Source organism: Novosphingobium subterraneum, from assembly GCF_000807925.1.
In the GTDB taxonomy this organism is placed as follows: domain Bacteria; phylum Pseudomonadota; class Alphaproteobacteria; order Sphingomonadales; family Sphingomonadaceae; genus Novosphingobium; species Novosphingobium subterraneum.
The window spans coordinates 44,278-59,183 of sequence record NZ_JRVC01000011.1; the positions used below are offsets into that span (position 1 = coordinate 44,278).

The following is a 14,906-nucleotide window of genomic DNA, read 5'->3' on the forward strand; positions in this document are numbered from 1 at the left end:
CGACGAGACCATCGAGGAGCGGGCAACACAATCGCGCTAGTGCCTTACGGCTAACCTGTCACGTCTCGCCGCGCTACGTCGGGTCAGGTAAACGACGCCACGAGGTCATTGGAGGGCCGGCATCCCATCGTATGAAGTGGCGGAGCGGGAGGTATACAAACATCTTTGTTTTATAATGTAAATATCAAGGGTATTCGATTTGGTCATAGTTTTGGTCATATTTTCAAATCGGTTGGTGACGGTTCGCTGCGAAGGGCTCTGACCTGTCTGAGGTCTATGGCGGGAATCTGTGGTGAACGATAGAGAATGTGCCCTGCATCGCTGGACGGCTTCTGCCTTCGAACGCTAGGTTCGCGCCATGAACCCGGTAGAGATCGAAGAAGCTGTATCCAATCTTGCACTTGAGCCGTTCGATCGGGTCGAGTTCCCGTTCCAGTTCCTTCGGGCGTTCGGGAACAAGGACACGGCGATTGCGCGGCTGAAGGCGGGTAACACCAACCAGTCCGATGTACCCGGCGCGGTGCTTCAGCGCGGTAACATCCACATCGCTGCCTGCGCCCCCGGGGCAGTCGACGATACCTTGAAGGCGTTGCGCGAGAGCCCGAAGACAGCGTCGCAGAAAGTCAAGTTTATCCTCGCCACCGATGGCGAGGCATTTCAAGCCGAGGACATGAACGGCGGCGGCACGGTCGCCTGTTCATATGCCGAGTTCCCGGATCACTTTGGGTTCTTCCTGCCGCTGGCGGGCATCACCACAGTCGAGCAAATCCGTGAGAGCTCGTTCGACATCAAGGCGACCGGGCGGCTCAACAAGCTCTATGTGGAGCTATTGAAGGATAATCCGGACTGGGCCAGCAGGCGCGAGGACATGAATCACTTCATGGCCCGCCTGATTTTCTGCTTTTTCGCCGAGGATACCGATATCTTTCTCGGCGAAGGCCTGTTCAGCAAGACCATTGAGCAGATGAGCGCGCGGGATTCTTCCGACACGCACCTCGTCATGGCCGAGATATTCCGGGCTATGGACACCAAGCCCGCCGATCGCGAGGCTGCTGGCATCAAGCGCTATGCCAACCAGTTCCCCTACGTGAATGGCCAGCTATTCTCCGGCTCCACAGAGTGCCCGCGATTCAGCAAGATCGCCCGGTCCTACCTGCTGCACATCGGCAGCCTGAACTGGCAGAAGATTAACCCCGACATCTTCGGCTCGATGATCCAGGCCGTAGCAGATGACGAGGAGCGCGGCGCGCTCGGGATGCATTACACTTCGGTGCCCAACATCCTGAAGGTGCTGAACCCGCTGTTCCTTGACGATTTGCGTGCCAAGCTTGAGGAGGCGGGTGACAACCCGCGCAAGCTGCTGAATCTGCGTCAGCGAATGGCCAAGATACGGGTATTCGATCCGGCCTGTGGCTCGGGCAATTTCCTTGTGATCGCCTACAAGGAAATGCGAGCGATCGAGGCGGAGATCAACAAGCGGCGCGGCGAGCCAGATCGTCGCAGCGACATTCCCCTCACCAACTTTCGCGGCATTGAACTGCGCGACTTCCCGGCCGAGATCGCGCGGCTGGCGCTGATCATCGCCGAATACCAGTGCGACGTGCTCTATCGCGGCCAAAAGGAGGCGCTGGCCGAGTTTCTTCCGCTAGACAGCCAGAATTGGATCACCTGCGGCAATGCCCTTCGGCTGGACTGGTTGAGCATCTGCCCCCCCACTGGAACAGCAGTCCGAGTGCAGGCCGACGATCTTTTCAGTACGCCGCTGGATCAGGCTGAGATCGATTTTGAGAATGAGGGTGGCGAGACGTATATCTGTGGAAATCCGCCGTACCTCGGCAGTACTGGACAAAATAGAACGCAAAAAGAGGAAATTCGCGACATCGCGAATGGCCGGTCAAACTCTCCGGGTTTTTTAGATTACATCGCAGGATGGCTCATGAAGGCGGCAGACTTCATCAAGATTGTTGATGGGAAGGCTGCGTTTGTTTGCACTAACTCCATTTGCCAAGGAATAATGGTTCCAATTCTATGGCCAATAATTCTCAGTGACAAGGTGCGCCTGGCCTTCGCCTATCAATCTTTTAAGTGGAAAAACCTTGCATCAAATAATGCAGGTGTGATTGTCGTCATTGTTGGGCTCTCAACCGATGCAGTTAGTCCCGTGTTATTTGAGACTTCGGATGGTGATGTCCATACAAGGCGCGTGGTAGATAATATAAACCCCTACCTCACCGCAGGTGAAAATGTGGTGGTCGAGAAGTCTCGTATTCCAATGTCCTGTGTTTCCACAATGACGCGCGGCAACATGCCGTACGACGCTGGAAATTTTCTCTTATCAAGCGATGAGTTGGCTGCGCTTGAACTGTCTGATGATGAGAGATCGAAGTTTATTCGTAAAATTATCGGCTCGGACGATTTCATTAATGGGAAGCATCGATACGCGATCTGGATCGAAGACCAACATCTGCAAGAAGCCCTCGGCATCTCTGATTTTGCGCAACGAATTGAGATGGTTAAGAAATTTCGGCTGAGCAGTTCCGACAAGGGAGCTAATGCACTCGCAAGGAGGGCTCATCAGATGAAAACGCTCCAGATAGGAAATAATGCGACCATTATTGTGCCGGCAGTATCTTCTGAACGACGGCCATTTTTGCCCGTCGGTTATTTGGACAGTAACACTGCACTAACCAACCTTGCGTTTGCACTGTTTGACGCCCCCCTGTGGAACATGGCATTGATTGCCTCGCGACTGCATTTGGTGTGGATCGCTACCGTTTGCGGAAAGCTTAAAACTGACTTCCGCTACTCCAACACCCTCGGTTGGAACACCTTCCCTGTTCCCAGTCTGACCGACCAGAACAAGGTCGACCTCACCCGCTGCGCGGAGGATATCCTTCTTGCACGCGAGGCGCATTTCCCGGCGACGATCGCGGACCTCTATGATTCCGAAGCCATGCCCGACGACCTGCGAGCTGCGCACGATCGCAACGACGAGGTACTGGAACGCATCTATATTGGCCGCCGCTTCCGCAACGATACCGAACGGCTGGAAAAGCTGTTCGAACTCTACACCAAAATGACCGCGAAGGGCGGTCGCGGTAAGGCAGCATGATCTCGCGACGCGAACCGGGCTGGGATGCCAAGTCGATAAGCGCGGTGATTGCGCAGCACTATGGCGGGCGGCTCGCCAGCCTATTCGAGGCGCACGGTTGGCCGGAGCGCGGCCAATCCATGATGCCAGCGCAGGGACAACGGATCGTAAGTGTCTACGGCAGCGTCGAGGCGTTCGAGCGCGCGCATGAACGGGGCGTTGCGGGCAACTACGTCCTCAATCCGCTTGCCGCGCTGGAGGAGCCCTATCCCAAGGTCGTGCTAACGGCATATTGGGGGTTCACCCCCGAAGACTGGCCTTGCCTCACATTCACCGACGAGGGCCGCTTGCGCACGATCCTCGCCGAAACCGAGCCGGGATTTCTGGGCGTGGTCTATGGCAACAATACCGCCAGCGTGCCCAAGGAAATGCGCGGCAGAGTGATCGGCATTTATCAACTCTCGCATCGGACGGGGCACACTGAAGCGTTCCTCTCGCCAGCCGGGCTGAAGCGCAAGCTAGCCGTGGAGCCCAAAGCAGGTTCATGGAATCACGCCTTCCGCGCGCTTCGCGCGTGGCAGGTTGCCCCAGACAGCGCGCCATTGGTCGCTGACTTTGCCAACGAGACCTATGCGACCGAGAGGGGCATGGCGATCAGCCGGTACGGCGCCTTCCTGACGAGAGCTGAGGCCCGCAAAATTCTTGATCTGGAACTCGTGCCGAGGCCGCTGTTCGGCGCGGACATGATTTCGGATTTCGTGCTGGAGCCGGGCCGAGAGGCGTTGAAGCCAAGCCGACCTGGCCCTGTGTCCCAATCGGCGTACGTGGTCCGAGAGGCCGAAGGTCCAAAGCACCTCTACATTCTGCAACTGGAAGGCAGCGCGGATCACTTTCTAGGCTACCCCAGCGCGGGTAGGCGCATCATCAAGGTGGGCTTTTCGCGCAGCCCGGCGGTGCGCAGGGATGACCACAACCGCGCGCTGCCTGCTGGCGCTTTTTCGTGGCGGGTCCTCAAATCGACATTGGACGAGGGGCTGGAACCCTATCCCGTCGCCGCTCATGCCAAGGCCGGCGAGCAAGCTATGGTCACCGACCTGACCCATGCGGGGCAATCGCTCGGAGGAGAGTTCTTCCTTGCCGATGGTGAAGCGATCGAACGAGCTTGGGCAATGGGGAAGAATACGGCAGGAAGCGCGATAAGATGACCACCAAAAAGCCTATCCCCGCTGTCAGCTTCCAGACTTCGCGCAGTGGCGTCTCCGTCGAGGCCAACACCCTCGGCGTGCGCTTGATGCGAGAGCGCGCATGCATCGGCCTCAGCTTCGGTAACGACACCGAAAGGCTGCAAAAACTCTTCGAACTCTACACCAAATTGACGGGTAAGAAGGCAGCGGCATGACTGAGCCTGATCGCGTTTTCTTGCAGATGTGGGGGCCTACGCGTGAACACTTGATTGCCAGCCACGAGTTCTATGTGGCGGAAGCCAAGCGCCGTCTGCTCGACCAGTTCACAGACGAAAGCATGGAGGCCGACGCTAACGCGTTCGCAGACGCATGGCTCGCTGGTAAGCCCTTCGACCCCGATCGCGACGATCCCGGTTCCGACTATGAGCAATCATGGGATGAGAGCATCGGCTTTTATCAAAGGCTCTCTGATCTGCGAGACAATACGCGACTGAGCATCATCGCAGGCATGTTCCACGAGTGGGAAAAGCAGTTGCGCGACTGGTTGGGCCGGGAGCTTGGCCACCACGGCTTCGGCAAACATGCACATGCGGCAGTTTGGTCGGTGAAGCTCGATGAACTCTTCGATCTTTTCGAAGCCTGCGGTTGGGCGGTGCGCACGCTGGGATTCTTTGACCAACTGTCCCGTTGCCAGTTAGTCACCAACGTCTACAAGCATGGGAATGGGCCATCATTCAAGACCTTAAAGGTTGTCGCGCCAGATTTGGTGGGTAAAACCGACGGACTACCAGCGTTCTTTGTTTCTGCGCTGGACTACTCGTCACTAGCCGTCTGCAATGATGATCTGGCGTGCTTTGCCCATTCGATCACTGCTTTCTGGAATGAACTGCCAGAGAACATCTTCTTCTCTCAGGTGACTGAGGTGCCGAAGTGGCTCGATCGCGCGCTCCGCAAAGAACGAGAGGGAAGGCGCTGATGATCGGGCTCATTGATAGGCGGGTGGCAACATGAACGACGCGGTCATTGGCTTTGTCGGTGTGCTTGTTGGCGTCGTTGCGACCATCGGAAAAGATTTCGTTGCCTATTGGATCGGACGACGCAACTCTGGACGATATGCGGCTGTTCGTATCGTTTGCATCCTCGACCAGTTTGCTGAGAAGTGTGTCGACGTCGCTGGGGATGATGGCACTGCGGAAGGTAGGCCGGCGGGCAGGACCGCGAGCGGCGAAGAGTACTACGAGGCGCAGGTCGACCCGCCCGAACCACCTGTCTTTCCTGACGACATCGACTGGACAAGCATAAGCCCAGACTTGATGTATCGCATCCTTGCTTTACCCAATATGGCGCTTGGGACCGAACGGTTCATCTTAGCAGTTTCTGAACATTCATTTCCCCCCGGCTACGATGAGCTTTTCCAAGCTCGCTGGGAAGGGTATGCTGACCTCGGTCTTGAGGCACTCAGCATTGTTGACGCGCTGAGGCGCAAGTTCAATCTGCCCCAATCTTCAATCGCGATCGGCAATCCTGATTGGGACTCGACGAAGTTCCTTCGCCAAAAGAAGGGCGAAGTTTTGCATTTGAGGGCAGCCGAACGGGCCTCTAACAGAGCACTTCTGGAAGAGCTCGCTGAGATGAAAAACTAACATGACCACCTCAAAACCTATCCCCGCTGTCAGCTTCCAGACAGCGCGCTCAGGCGTCTCGGCCAAGGCCAATGCGCTGGGTATGCGCGTGATGCAGGAGCGTGCCTATAACAAGCGGGGTGAACAGTACCTGCTGATCAAGTCGCCGCCAGCATCGGGCAAGAGTCGGGCGCTCATGTTCATCGCGCTCGACAAGTTGCACAATCAGGGGCTGAAGCAGGCGATCATCGCCGTACCGGAAAAGTCGATCGGCGGCAGCTTTGTTGATGAACCGCTGAGCAGGCATGGCTTCTGGGCAGACTGGACGGTCAAGCCGCAGTGGAACCTGTGCAACGCACCGGGTGTGGACGAGGAGCGGGTGGATTCCTCGAAGGTCAAGGCTGTCGGCCAGTTCCTTGCCAGTGGCGATCCGGTGTTGGTGTGCACCCATGCCACGTTCCGCTTCGCGGTGGAGGCGCTGGGCATCGAGGCGTTCGACGACCGGCTGATCGCAGTGGATGAGTTCCACCATGTCTCGTCCAGCCCGGATAACCGGCTTGGCAGCCAGCTCGCCGCCTTCATCGCGCGCGACAAGGCGCATATCGTCGCCATGACAGGCAGCTATTTCCGTGGCGATGCCGCGCCCGTGCTGACACCCGAGGATGAGGCGAAGTTCGAGACGGTGAGCTTCACCTATTTCGAGCAGCTCAACGGGTACGAGCACCTCAAAGCGCTCAACATCGGCTATTTCTTCTATACGGGCCGCTACCTTGAGGCGATCGAACACTGCCTTGATCCCAGCCGCAAGACGATCGTCCACATCCCCTCGGTCAACGCACGAGAGAGCACCAAGGACAAGGTCGCCGAGGTCAATGAAATCCTGCACTACCTCGGCAAGTGGACAGGGGCCGACCAGGTGACAGGCTTTGAATTGGTGGCGCTTCCCGATGGCCGGGTACTCAAGATTGCCGATCTGGTGGACGACAGTGATCCAGCCCGCCGCGCAAAGGTTCTCGCTGCGCTGAAAGACCCTGCGCACAAAAACGACCGCGATCATGTCGACATCATCATTGCGCTGGGTATGGCCAAAGAGGGCTTCGACTGGATTTGGTGCGAACATGCCCTGACGGTCGGCTATCGCTCCAGCCTGACTGAGATCATCCAGATCATCGGCCGCGCCACTCGCGATGCGCCTGGAAAGGAAGTCGCCACCTTCACCAATCTGATCGCGGAGCCGGATGCCTCAGAAGCTGCCGTGGCGGACGCGATCAACGACACCCTGAAAGCCATCGCCGCCAGCTTGCTCATGGAGCAAGTACTGGCGCCGCGCTTCACCTTCACGCCGAAGAACAAGGGGCCGCTGCCCGATTTCGACTATGGCCCAGCCGGTTATCAGGAGGGCAAGACCAACATCGGCGTGAACGAGGAACGGGGCCAGTACCACTTCGAGATCGCCGGGCTGGTCGAACCGAAGAGCCCCGAGGCAAGCCGCATCGTGCAGGAAGACCTGAACGAAGTGATTGCTGCTTTCGTCCAGACCAAGACCGTTGCCGAACGCGGCATGTTCGATGAGGAAACTCCACCCCAGGAACTGACGCAAGTGGCCATGGGCAAGATCGTTCGCGATCGATACCCGGAACTGTCGTCGGAGGATCAGGAAGCTGTTCGCCAGCACGCGATCGCGGCCCTTAACCTAACCCAGAAGGCCAAGGGGCTGGCCATGGGGGCCGTTAGTGACGAAGACGGGGAAATCCGGGCGAACACTGCGCTTATCGATGGTGTCCGGCAGTTTGCCATGGACGTACGCGAACTCGATATAGACCTGATCGATAGCATCAACCCATGGCAGGCGGCTTATGCAGTCTTGGCCAAGTCGATGAGCGAAAGCACCCTTAAGCAAGTGCAGGCGGCGATCTCGGCCAAGCGAACCAAGATCACACCGGAAGAAGCCAAAGACCTTGCCGGTCGTGCCGTTCGGTTCAAAAGGGAACGAGGGCGGCTACCCTCGATCACCGCAGCGGATGCGTGGGAGCAGCGTTTGGCCGAGGGTGCGGCAGCTTTCATGCGATTCAAGGAGGAGGGACGCTATGAGTGACCTTGGCCTTGACGATCTGGCTGCGGAGCTTGCCGATTTTGCCCCCGCCAAAAAGAAGCAAGCCACCTACACGGCGCGCGAGGAACGCATCATCGCCGGGTTCGAGGATATCGAACGCTTCTATGAGGAACACGGCCGCCTGCCCCAGCACGGCGAAGACCGCGACATCTTCGAACGCCTCCATGCGGTGCGGCTAGACCGGCTACGGGAGCTTGAGGATTGCCGCACGTTGCTTGCGGGCTTGGACAAGCACGCTCTTCTCGATCGCGCCGCTGTCGTTTCGATGGACGAGGATGACCTTGATCCCGATGACCTGATGGCTGAGCTTTCAGGGCTGGGCGAAGGCGATGATATCACCACGCTGCGCCACGTTCGATCGGCCGAGGAAAAGCGGGCGGCTGAGGAGGTGGCGCGGCGGGACAAGTGTCACGACTTCGAGAAGTTCGAACCTTTGTTCAAGCAGGTAAAGGATGACCTGGCGAACGGTAGCCGCATCACTCGGCCCTTCGAGCTGAAGGCGGAGATTCGGCCTGGCGCTTTCTTCATTGTGTTTGGCCAGATTTGCTACGTCGCGGAAATGGGCGAGGTGTTCACCAACCCCCAAGGGCGAACCGATGCGCGACTTCGCGTCATCTTCGACAACAAGACGGAAAGCGGAATGCTCATGCGTTCCCTTCAACGCCAACTGAACGAGGATGACGCGGGCAGGCGTATCACGGACCCCGCCCCCGGTCCCTTGTTTGCAGACAAGGCGGATGATGGCGAGGCCGAAACCGGCACGATCTACGTCCTGCGAAGCAAGTCAGACCATCCGGTTGTAGCTGAGCATCGAGAGGTCATGCACAAGATCGGCGTCACCAGCGGATCAGTCGAAGCGCGAATCTCAGGGGCGGAGAAGAGTTCGACTTACCTGCTGGCCGGGGTGGAGATTGTGGCGACCTACAAAGTGTATGGGGTGAACTGCCAAAAGCTGGAAAGCCTCATGCACAAGGTATTCGCGTCCGCGCAGATCAACCTGTCGATCCCGGATCGGTTCGGCCACATGGTAAAGCCACGGGAGTGGTTCCTTGTGCCTCTGCACGTCGTCGACGAGGCAGTGGAACGCATTCGCGATCGTTCAATTCTAGATTGGGTTTACGACCCCAACGCAGGCCGATTGGTGGAAGCGTGATAGCCGTCCGGTCAGGCAGTTTGGCTTGCCCGTTGGATGAGGGAACGGCTGACACCGTACTCTTTGGCCAACTGCCCGAGCGATGCACCTTCGCCTCGCCTTTGTCGGACGGCGGCTTGCTGCTCGTCTGTCAGCGATTGCGGACGCCCAAGCTTCTTGCCTTGGGCTTTTGCGCGAGACAGACCGGCCTGCGTTCGTTCGACCAGAAGGTCCCGCTCAAACTCTGCGACTGCTGCGATCACCGACATGGTCATCTTGCCAGCCGGACTGGTCAGGTCAACGCCGCCGAGGGCCAAGCAATGGACGCGGACATTCATCTCGGCAAGCCTTTCGACCGTGGCGCGGACATCCATCGCATTGCGGCCCAGTCGATCGAGCTTGGTGACGACCAGAACGTCATCCCCTTCCAACCGATCCATCAGCCTGCGAAAGCCCTCCCGTTCCATGGCTGCGGTAGAACCCGAAACGGTCTCGGCGATAACCCGCCGTGGTTCGAGCCGGAAGCCCGCAGTTTCGATCTCCAAAACTTGGTTGTCTGAGGTCTGTTGACCGGTGCTTACTCGGGTGTAGGCAAATACTCGTGACATGACACACCTGTATCGAAAACGTGTGTCGTAACGTACGCTGTATCGAAACTTGGAGCAAGCTATGTTTCGATACAGTGGGTCAAGCTGTGTCGAAAACGGTCATTTTGAGTACAGTCATGCATTTTTTCTGCGCGATGGCCTAACCTCTTCTGACGACGATTGGGACTTTGCTGCCATTCCTTGTGGCTCCGCTGTATGGCGGCTTCCGGCTCATAACCTGCTGGTGGGTTAGCGACCGAACTCTGACGCTCAGGCACGCCGAGGCAGTGCCGGAAGCGGCCGATCAACACGGATGGTCGTGCGCGGCGACGAGGTCATGTTCTCGCCCAGCACCCGATCCTGGAACGCCGGATCGTGGACCAGTGCTGGGCCCGACATCGGCCGGCCCTTCTCGTCATAGTACACGCCGGTCCTGCCCGACCGATCTGTTAGGATTTTGGTGATTACGTGGCCTGCCCGCTGTGGCGTGCTGCGGTAGCGGCCGAAAGGCGGCAGCCGCATGATGATCTCGCCAAGCATGCGCACGAATGGCGTTGTGGCGAGGACTTTGGCGTGCTCGGGCAGGGGCGACTGCGTTCAAGCTTAGGGTGCGGCAACCTTTTTCGGTTTCACGGTTGTGGTCGGATAGCCGAAGGCGAAGAAGAAATGCGATACGCGGATTGACCCATGCGTCGGGGCCAGCGCGGTATCCCGGGTGTGTTCGGTATCGAAATCAGCGGCAGGAAATAGGTTTGATGGTTTCGAGATTGGGTCGCCCGCAGCGGTAGCAATCAAGCGCAGCGTTGTTCCAAGTGCCGTGTCCTTTAGTGCGTCGCGAATCTGCGGCACGACATCTGGCTCCGGATCGAGCAGAACGCCAACCATCGCCGCGACAGCCTGCTTGCGGCTGTAGATGCCGGTAACAAATCGGCCAAGGCCCTGATCGCGCAGATAATGATCGCGGTGCTTTTTCTGGCGACCAAGACGCTTGAACTCGAAAACCAGCTGGATGCCCTGCGTCGCATCATTCCAGCCATAGACGATGTCGGTGCGCCGTTCCTCGACCCGCTCGCCCGTCGCCGGATCGACATCGCCGATTACGCTTTCCGCCGACCACATGCCGAGCAGACCATGACGGGGCGCGACATGATTCTCGACATAGATTTTCAGCGTCTTGGTGAGCGCCCCTTCCTTGGTCCTGTGATTGAAGTGCGGCAGTTCGCGCGCGCTCAATTCCCTCCAGCCTTCGATCAACGCGTCGACCGCAGCGGACGCCGGCTGGATCGGGAATGCTGTGAGCCAGCCAGCCGTCGCGGTCATGCGGCGATCACTGGCTTGCCGGCACCACCGGCCGATTGGACGTCACGCACAATCCGCGTCGCATCGCGCAGCGCCTGACGCACCGTCCAGCTTCGCTTGGTGAGCGGGCGGACCAGATACAGCGTGCCGTCCACCCAAAAGCGAGCATCCGGTACCAAGGTCAGGAAGTCGCCGCTGTGCAACGTGCGCAAACCCGAGCGCCGGAGTTGATCCAGTGTCAGCAGGACGAGTTCGTCGCTGACTTGCGCGGCATATTCCGCGCCGTGCAGCATCACGTTCTCATAGAGAACCCGCACGATGCCGGACGGGCCAGCGCGCGATGGATCGCTCGACGCGACCTCGACCTTGAAGCGCCCCCGGCCGCCCATGCGCTCGCGCCATTCGCTTAGCGCCTGCGCGAGCACCCGGGCATAGATGCCAAGCTGCTTCTCCTCGACGAGGTGTTGGGCTGGGGTGTCTAGGCTTTTGAAGCTGCGCGGTCGGATCGATGGCATCAACAAGGTGACGGTCTCGCGGATCAGCGCGCGCTCCTGATCCTCCAGCCCGAAATAGGTGAAGATGGCTTCGTCGAGTTCGTCGCGGATGGCTTGATAATAGGGCGCCTGTTCGATCTCTTCGAGCCCGGCGATCGCATCGACACGCGCGGCCACCTGCGCGATCGCCTGGGCCGCTGCGTCGGGATCGGGGGCATGTTCGGGCGCGAAGAACGGGAAGGGCTCGACATCGGCCAGATGCAGGCTGTTGCGCTCGCACAGCATCTTCCAGCCACGCATCATCAGGAAATAGCGCGCCAGCGTCGAACGCAGGTAGACCGCCGCGAATTTGAGGAGCGCAGCGTCTTCCTTGGGACCGGCGATTACGCCGACGCTGTGGGTGAAGCTCGCAGGCTTGTCGTAATAGACCGCGCGGATATTCTGCTCGCCGCGCGAAAAGCCATCTGGGAACACAACGCGAGGTCCATCGAATACGGCCCGCACTTCTTCGCTGAGACCGACTACAGTCGTAAAATTGGCGGGCCAAGCCGTAAGCAATGCAGGGTGCAGGACAGGAGAGCCGGCGCTCAGCGCAGCGATCGGGATGAAGCGGTGCTTGCGCAAAGGGGCAGCGTCCACAGCATCCCGGCTCTTGTCCTGAAGGTGGATGCCCTTGCGATTGGTCCAGCGGCGCGTCTTGCGCGGGCCGCCCCAGAAGTCACCGAACGTGCCGCGAACGCTCAGCCGAGACCAGATCGCCAGGTCGCTGGCGTCGCCCCACATCATCGTGACGAGAAGTTGCGGATCCTCGGTGACCGAGCGGGTCTGGAGCTGGTGCCGGTCGGCAGACTGCATGGTCAGGCGGCCGAGGGCTAGGCTGAGGTCAGCCTTGGGAACGAGATATTCGAAGGTCTCGCCGAACGGCACAAGATCGCCGGCGTTCCGATCGCGCACGCAGCCCAGAAACACATGGCACGTATTCTCGGCGGTCGGGAACAACAGCCCCTGCAGGTCACCGAAATTGATCAGCCGTTCTGGGCAATAAAGCCTGAGCAGTTGAGCGACGAAATCGGCGCTAGAGGCGCCCAGCAACTGCCCGATCGGCAGGATCAGGCAGATGCGTCCGCCCGGCGCCAGAAATTCGCTGGCACGTAGCGCATAGGCGCCGGCGATCTGTCGCCGCACGAACGGCATCTTTGCTTGCGCTGCCCAGTCGTCGGCGGTCGTGTGGCTCTCGCCCTCTGGCTCGGCCCAAGGCGGGTTGGAGATTATCAGCGAGAAACGTTTGCCAGCGAACACATGGTCCGCCTTGAAGAAGTCCGCGTGGGCGCGGCCATGCGCGAGATTGCTATCCTTGAGCGACGGCAATTTGGTGCCGTCACGCTCCTGCGCTTCGAGAATATCGGTCGGGTCTAGGCCTTCAAGCAGCGACAGGTACAGGCTGAACGCCGTGACGCGGCAGGCCATAAAGTTGATGTCGCCGCCGAAAATCTGCCGTTTGAGCAGGGCGCCGCGTTCGGCGAAACCGAGCTTGCGTCCCTTGTCCGCCTCGCTGAGCGCCAGCAGGCGGCGATAAGCCGTGGTCAGCAGGATGCCCGATCCGCAAGCACCGTCGAAGATCGTCTCGGAAAGCGGGTCCGGCGACTGCAGCAGCGCCTGATCGACCGCAAGCATCGCCAAGTTGCGCGGCGTGTAATAGGCGCCTTCCTTGGCCTGTTCCTCGGGAGTCAGGAATTTTTCGTAGAGACCCGATAGCAACTCGACCGGGATGTAGCTAAAATCATAGTTCCAGAAGTCGCCTTGGCCGGTCTCCATATCGGTGCGCCGCAGGAACTGATTGAGCAACCCGAAGCCGGTCTCATTCAAACTCTGCCAGGGGTCGTGACGGTCGTCGCCGAGAAAGTCGCCATTGAAGTCGGCACGCAGGTTGTCGATCAGCGACCGCAGTCCATCACGATCTCCGTCCCCTACGAGCGATGGCAGCTGGCTGACCTTGCGGCGATCGCGATAGGTTTCGCCGACGATTTCGCGATGCTCAAGATATGAGATGAAGAGCAACTGCCCCATGAGCAGCTCGGCCAGTCGTCTGCGCGTCCGTGCATCGACCGCGTCCGCAAATCCGGTCTCGGTCAATTTCTTGACCGTCGTCGAGAGATTGTAGAGCAGCTTGCGGTCGACGCGTGCTTTGACGTCGAACCATTCGGGCATACGGCGCGACAGGTTCGCCGTTGCGACGTCGAGCGCGGAGAACGGGCCGTCGGGCCGCGCTTCGTCGAGCGCTAGCTTTTCCCCGGCCTGTTTGAGCTTGCGCGCGGGCACCGCCAGCGCCTGTGTGCCCATGACCTCGATCACGATCGTCGCGAGATTCTGGTTCCAGATCTTCTTGCGCGCCAGGTCGAGTTCGGCACCGGTAAGCGGTGTGTCGTCCCGCCCAACGAATACGACGGTTGGGACGCCTTCGACTTCGAACACTGCACGCGCGCGAATAGCGCCATCGGCATTGAGCAGCGTGCGGATTTCAAGCCCATATGGATGGGCATCGGGGATCGTCTCGTCCGCCATGTGCAGCAAGTTCGGCTCGGCCGCATAGCCGAGCTTCTCAAGCCAGCTGGTGACGTGGTCCGAACTCAAGACGCGCTCCAATCGACGGAATCGAATGAGAACATATCAGGAACATTTGAGTTAGAGAAGTGCAGATCGCGGTGAAACTCGAGCCGGGCATTGGTGCAGATCATGCCGACCGGCGCTTGGCTGTGGCTTCGGGGGCTAATGCGGTGCGTCGTGCCCGGCGAACTGCGGGGAGGCTGAACAGGTCGAGCTGGCCTTCGCTCGCGTCCGGCAGGGCAAAGCCGTCCCGCAAGACGACGAGATGGGGATCGAGGGCAATTAGGATGCCATCGCCGGCAACTAGCACGCTATCGGCTTCGATGAGCGACCAGGTGCCGCCGGGATGCAGGACGAGCCGACTTCCCCACAAGCTCAGGAAAGAGTTCTCGCGGAGCGTTTTGCGTAGGCCCTCAAAGGACGATTTATGCGCCTGAAGTTCCACGTTGAACTGGTCGCGGAGTAACACGGCAACACGCAGAACGAGAATAGACTGCCAGCAGAACTTCGCCGGCGTGCCCTTGCTTTTGGGGCGAACATCCGCCGGCACGATCGCGCGCCGGCTCGTCCACTCGCGCAGTTTCTCGGTCGACAGACCGGTCAGCTTGCACGCGATAGGCGTAGGCACGAAGCGCACAATGTCATCCCCATGAGAACGGGCATGATACCCGATCCTCCTGTCGAGAACGGGTATCATGCCCGTTCTCGACGGTAAAGCGCTTAGCGTGAGTGTGCGAGACGGCAAGGACTGTGCTTGGCATCGGTCACAGAAAGGGAACG

General features: G+C 59.3%; 12 protein-coding genes. 7 read left to right on the top strand and 5 right to left on the bottom strand.

Going from position 1 to position 14,906, the window contains the following annotated elements; all coding sequences use genetic code 11:
* The first annotated feature begins 358 nt into the window (after positions 1-358).
* The 7 genes from NJ75_RS12030 to NJ75_RS12065 are packed head-to-tail and all read left to right on the top strand — an operon-like array spanning position 359 to position 9,163.
* Positions 359-3,112 (top strand): class I SAM-dependent DNA methyltransferase, encoded by a 2,754-nt coding sequence (locus tag NJ75_RS12030; protein WP_039334819.1) that lies wholly within the window; start codon positions 359-361, stop codon positions 3,110-3,112.
* Positions 3,109-4,296, top strand: a complete 1,188-nt coding sequence (locus NJ75_RS12035; protein ID WP_039334821.1) for a hypothetical protein — start codon at positions 3,109-3,111, stop codon at positions 4,294-4,296. The genes NJ75_RS12030 and NJ75_RS12035 overlap by 4 nt, the downstream gene beginning before the upstream one ends.
* Positions 4,293-4,490 carry a hypothetical protein gene (locus tag NJ75_RS12040; protein WP_039334825.1) on the top strand — a complete coding sequence of 66 codons (198 nt, stop codon included), beginning with the start codon at positions 4,293-4,295 and terminating at the stop codon, positions 4,488-4,490. The genes NJ75_RS12035 and NJ75_RS12040 overlap by 4 nt, the downstream gene beginning before the upstream one ends.
* On the top strand, positions 4,487-5,251 hold the full coding sequence (locus NJ75_RS12045; protein ID WP_039334828.1) for a hypothetical protein: 765 nt from the start codon (positions 4,487-4,489) through the stop codon (positions 5,249-5,251). Before NJ75_RS12040 ends, NJ75_RS12045 begins: the two co-directional genes overlap by 4 nt.
* A gap of 31 nt (positions 5,252-5,282) precedes the next feature.
* Positions 5,283-5,918, top strand: a complete 636-nt coding sequence (locus NJ75_RS23345; protein ID WP_052242412.1) for a hypothetical protein — start codon at positions 5,283-5,285, stop codon at positions 5,916-5,918.
* Position 5,919: 1 nt separating this feature from the next.
* Positions 5,920-7,992 (top strand): pseudomurein-binding repeat-containing protein, encoded by a 2,073-nt coding sequence (locus NJ75_RS12060; protein WP_039334831.1) that lies wholly within the window; start codon positions 5,920-5,922, stop codon positions 7,990-7,992.
* A complete protein-coding gene (locus NJ75_RS12065) occupies positions 7,985-9,163 on the top strand; it encodes a GIY-YIG nuclease family protein (RefSeq protein WP_039334834.1) in 1,179 nt (392 codons plus the stop codon). The genes NJ75_RS12060 and NJ75_RS12065 overlap by 8 nt, the downstream gene beginning before the upstream one ends.
* A gap of 11 nt (positions 9,164-9,174) precedes the next feature.
* Here the strand turns inward: NJ75_RS12065 and NJ75_RS12070 are convergent, their stop codons facing one another.
* The 5 genes from NJ75_RS12070 to NJ75_RS12090 form a co-directional block, all read right to left on the bottom strand.
* On the bottom strand, positions 9,175-9,750 hold the full coding sequence (locus NJ75_RS12070) for a recombinase family protein (protein ID WP_039334837.1): 576 nt from the start codon (positions 9,748-9,750) through the stop codon (positions 9,175-9,177).
* 249 nt (positions 9,751-9,999) lie between these two features.
* Positions 10,000-10,269, bottom strand: coding sequence for a hypothetical protein (locus NJ75_RS12075; RefSeq protein WP_039334840.1), 270 nt, complete (start codon positions 10,267-10,269; stop codon positions 10,000-10,002).
* A gap of 63 nt (positions 10,270-10,332) precedes the next feature.
* Positions 10,333-11,049, bottom strand: coding sequence for a hypothetical protein (locus NJ75_RS12080; RefSeq protein WP_039334843.1), 717 nt, complete (start codon positions 11,047-11,049; stop codon positions 10,333-10,335).
* Positions 11,046-14,153, bottom strand: coding sequence for an N-6 DNA methylase (locus tag NJ75_RS12085; RefSeq protein ID WP_052242435.1), 3,108 nt, complete (start codon positions 14,151-14,153; stop codon positions 11,046-11,048). Before NJ75_RS12085 ends, NJ75_RS12080 begins: the two co-directional genes overlap by 4 nt.
* A gap of 100 nt (positions 14,154-14,253) precedes the next feature.
* The gene (locus NJ75_RS12090; RefSeq protein ID WP_211257941.1) at positions 14,254-14,754 is read right to left on the bottom strand and encodes a hypothetical protein; all 501 of its coding nucleotides are present in this window, start codon (positions 14,752-14,754) and stop codon (positions 14,254-14,256) included.
* Positions 14,755-14,906 lie beyond the last annotated feature (152 nt).

What these genes read in the sequence shown, in the direction of transcription:
- NJ75_RS12030 (WP_039334819.1), top strand. Translation starts at nt 359, where the DNA reads ATGAACCCGGTAGAGATCGAAGAAGCTGTATCCAATCTTGCACTTGAG.
- NJ75_RS12035 (WP_039334821.1), top strand. Translation starts at nt 3,109, where the DNA reads ATGATCTCGCGACGCGAACCGGGCTGGGATGCCAAGTCGATAAGCGCG.
- NJ75_RS12040 (WP_039334825.1), top strand. Translation starts at nt 4,293, where the DNA reads ATGACCACCAAAAAGCCTATCCCCGCTGTCAGCTTCCAGACTTCGCGC.
- NJ75_RS12045 (WP_039334828.1), top strand. Translation starts at nt 4,487, where the DNA reads ATGACTGAGCCTGATCGCGTTTTCTTGCAGATGTGGGGGCCTACGCGT.
- NJ75_RS23345 (WP_052242412.1), top strand. Translation starts at nt 5,283, where the DNA reads ATGAACGACGCGGTCATTGGCTTTGTCGGTGTGCTTGTTGGCGTCGTT.
- NJ75_RS12060 (WP_039334831.1), top strand. Translation starts at nt 5,920, where the DNA reads ATGACCACCTCAAAACCTATCCCCGCTGTCAGCTTCCAGACAGCGCGC.
- NJ75_RS12065 (WP_039334834.1), top strand. Translation starts at nt 7,985, where the DNA reads ATGAGTGACCTTGGCCTTGACGATCTGGCTGCGGAGCTTGCCGATTTT.
- NJ75_RS12070 (WP_039334837.1), bottom strand. Translation starts at nt 9,750, where the DNA reads ATGTCACGAGTATTTGCCTACACCCGAGTAAGCACCGGTCAACAGACC.
- NJ75_RS12075 (WP_039334840.1), bottom strand. Translation starts at nt 10,269, where the DNA reads ATGCTTGGCGAGATCATCATGCGGCTGCCGCCTTTCGGCCGCTACCGC.
- NJ75_RS12080 (WP_039334843.1), bottom strand. Translation starts at nt 11,049, where the DNA reads ATGACCGCGACGGCTGGCTGGCTCACAGCATTCCCGATCCAGCCGGCG.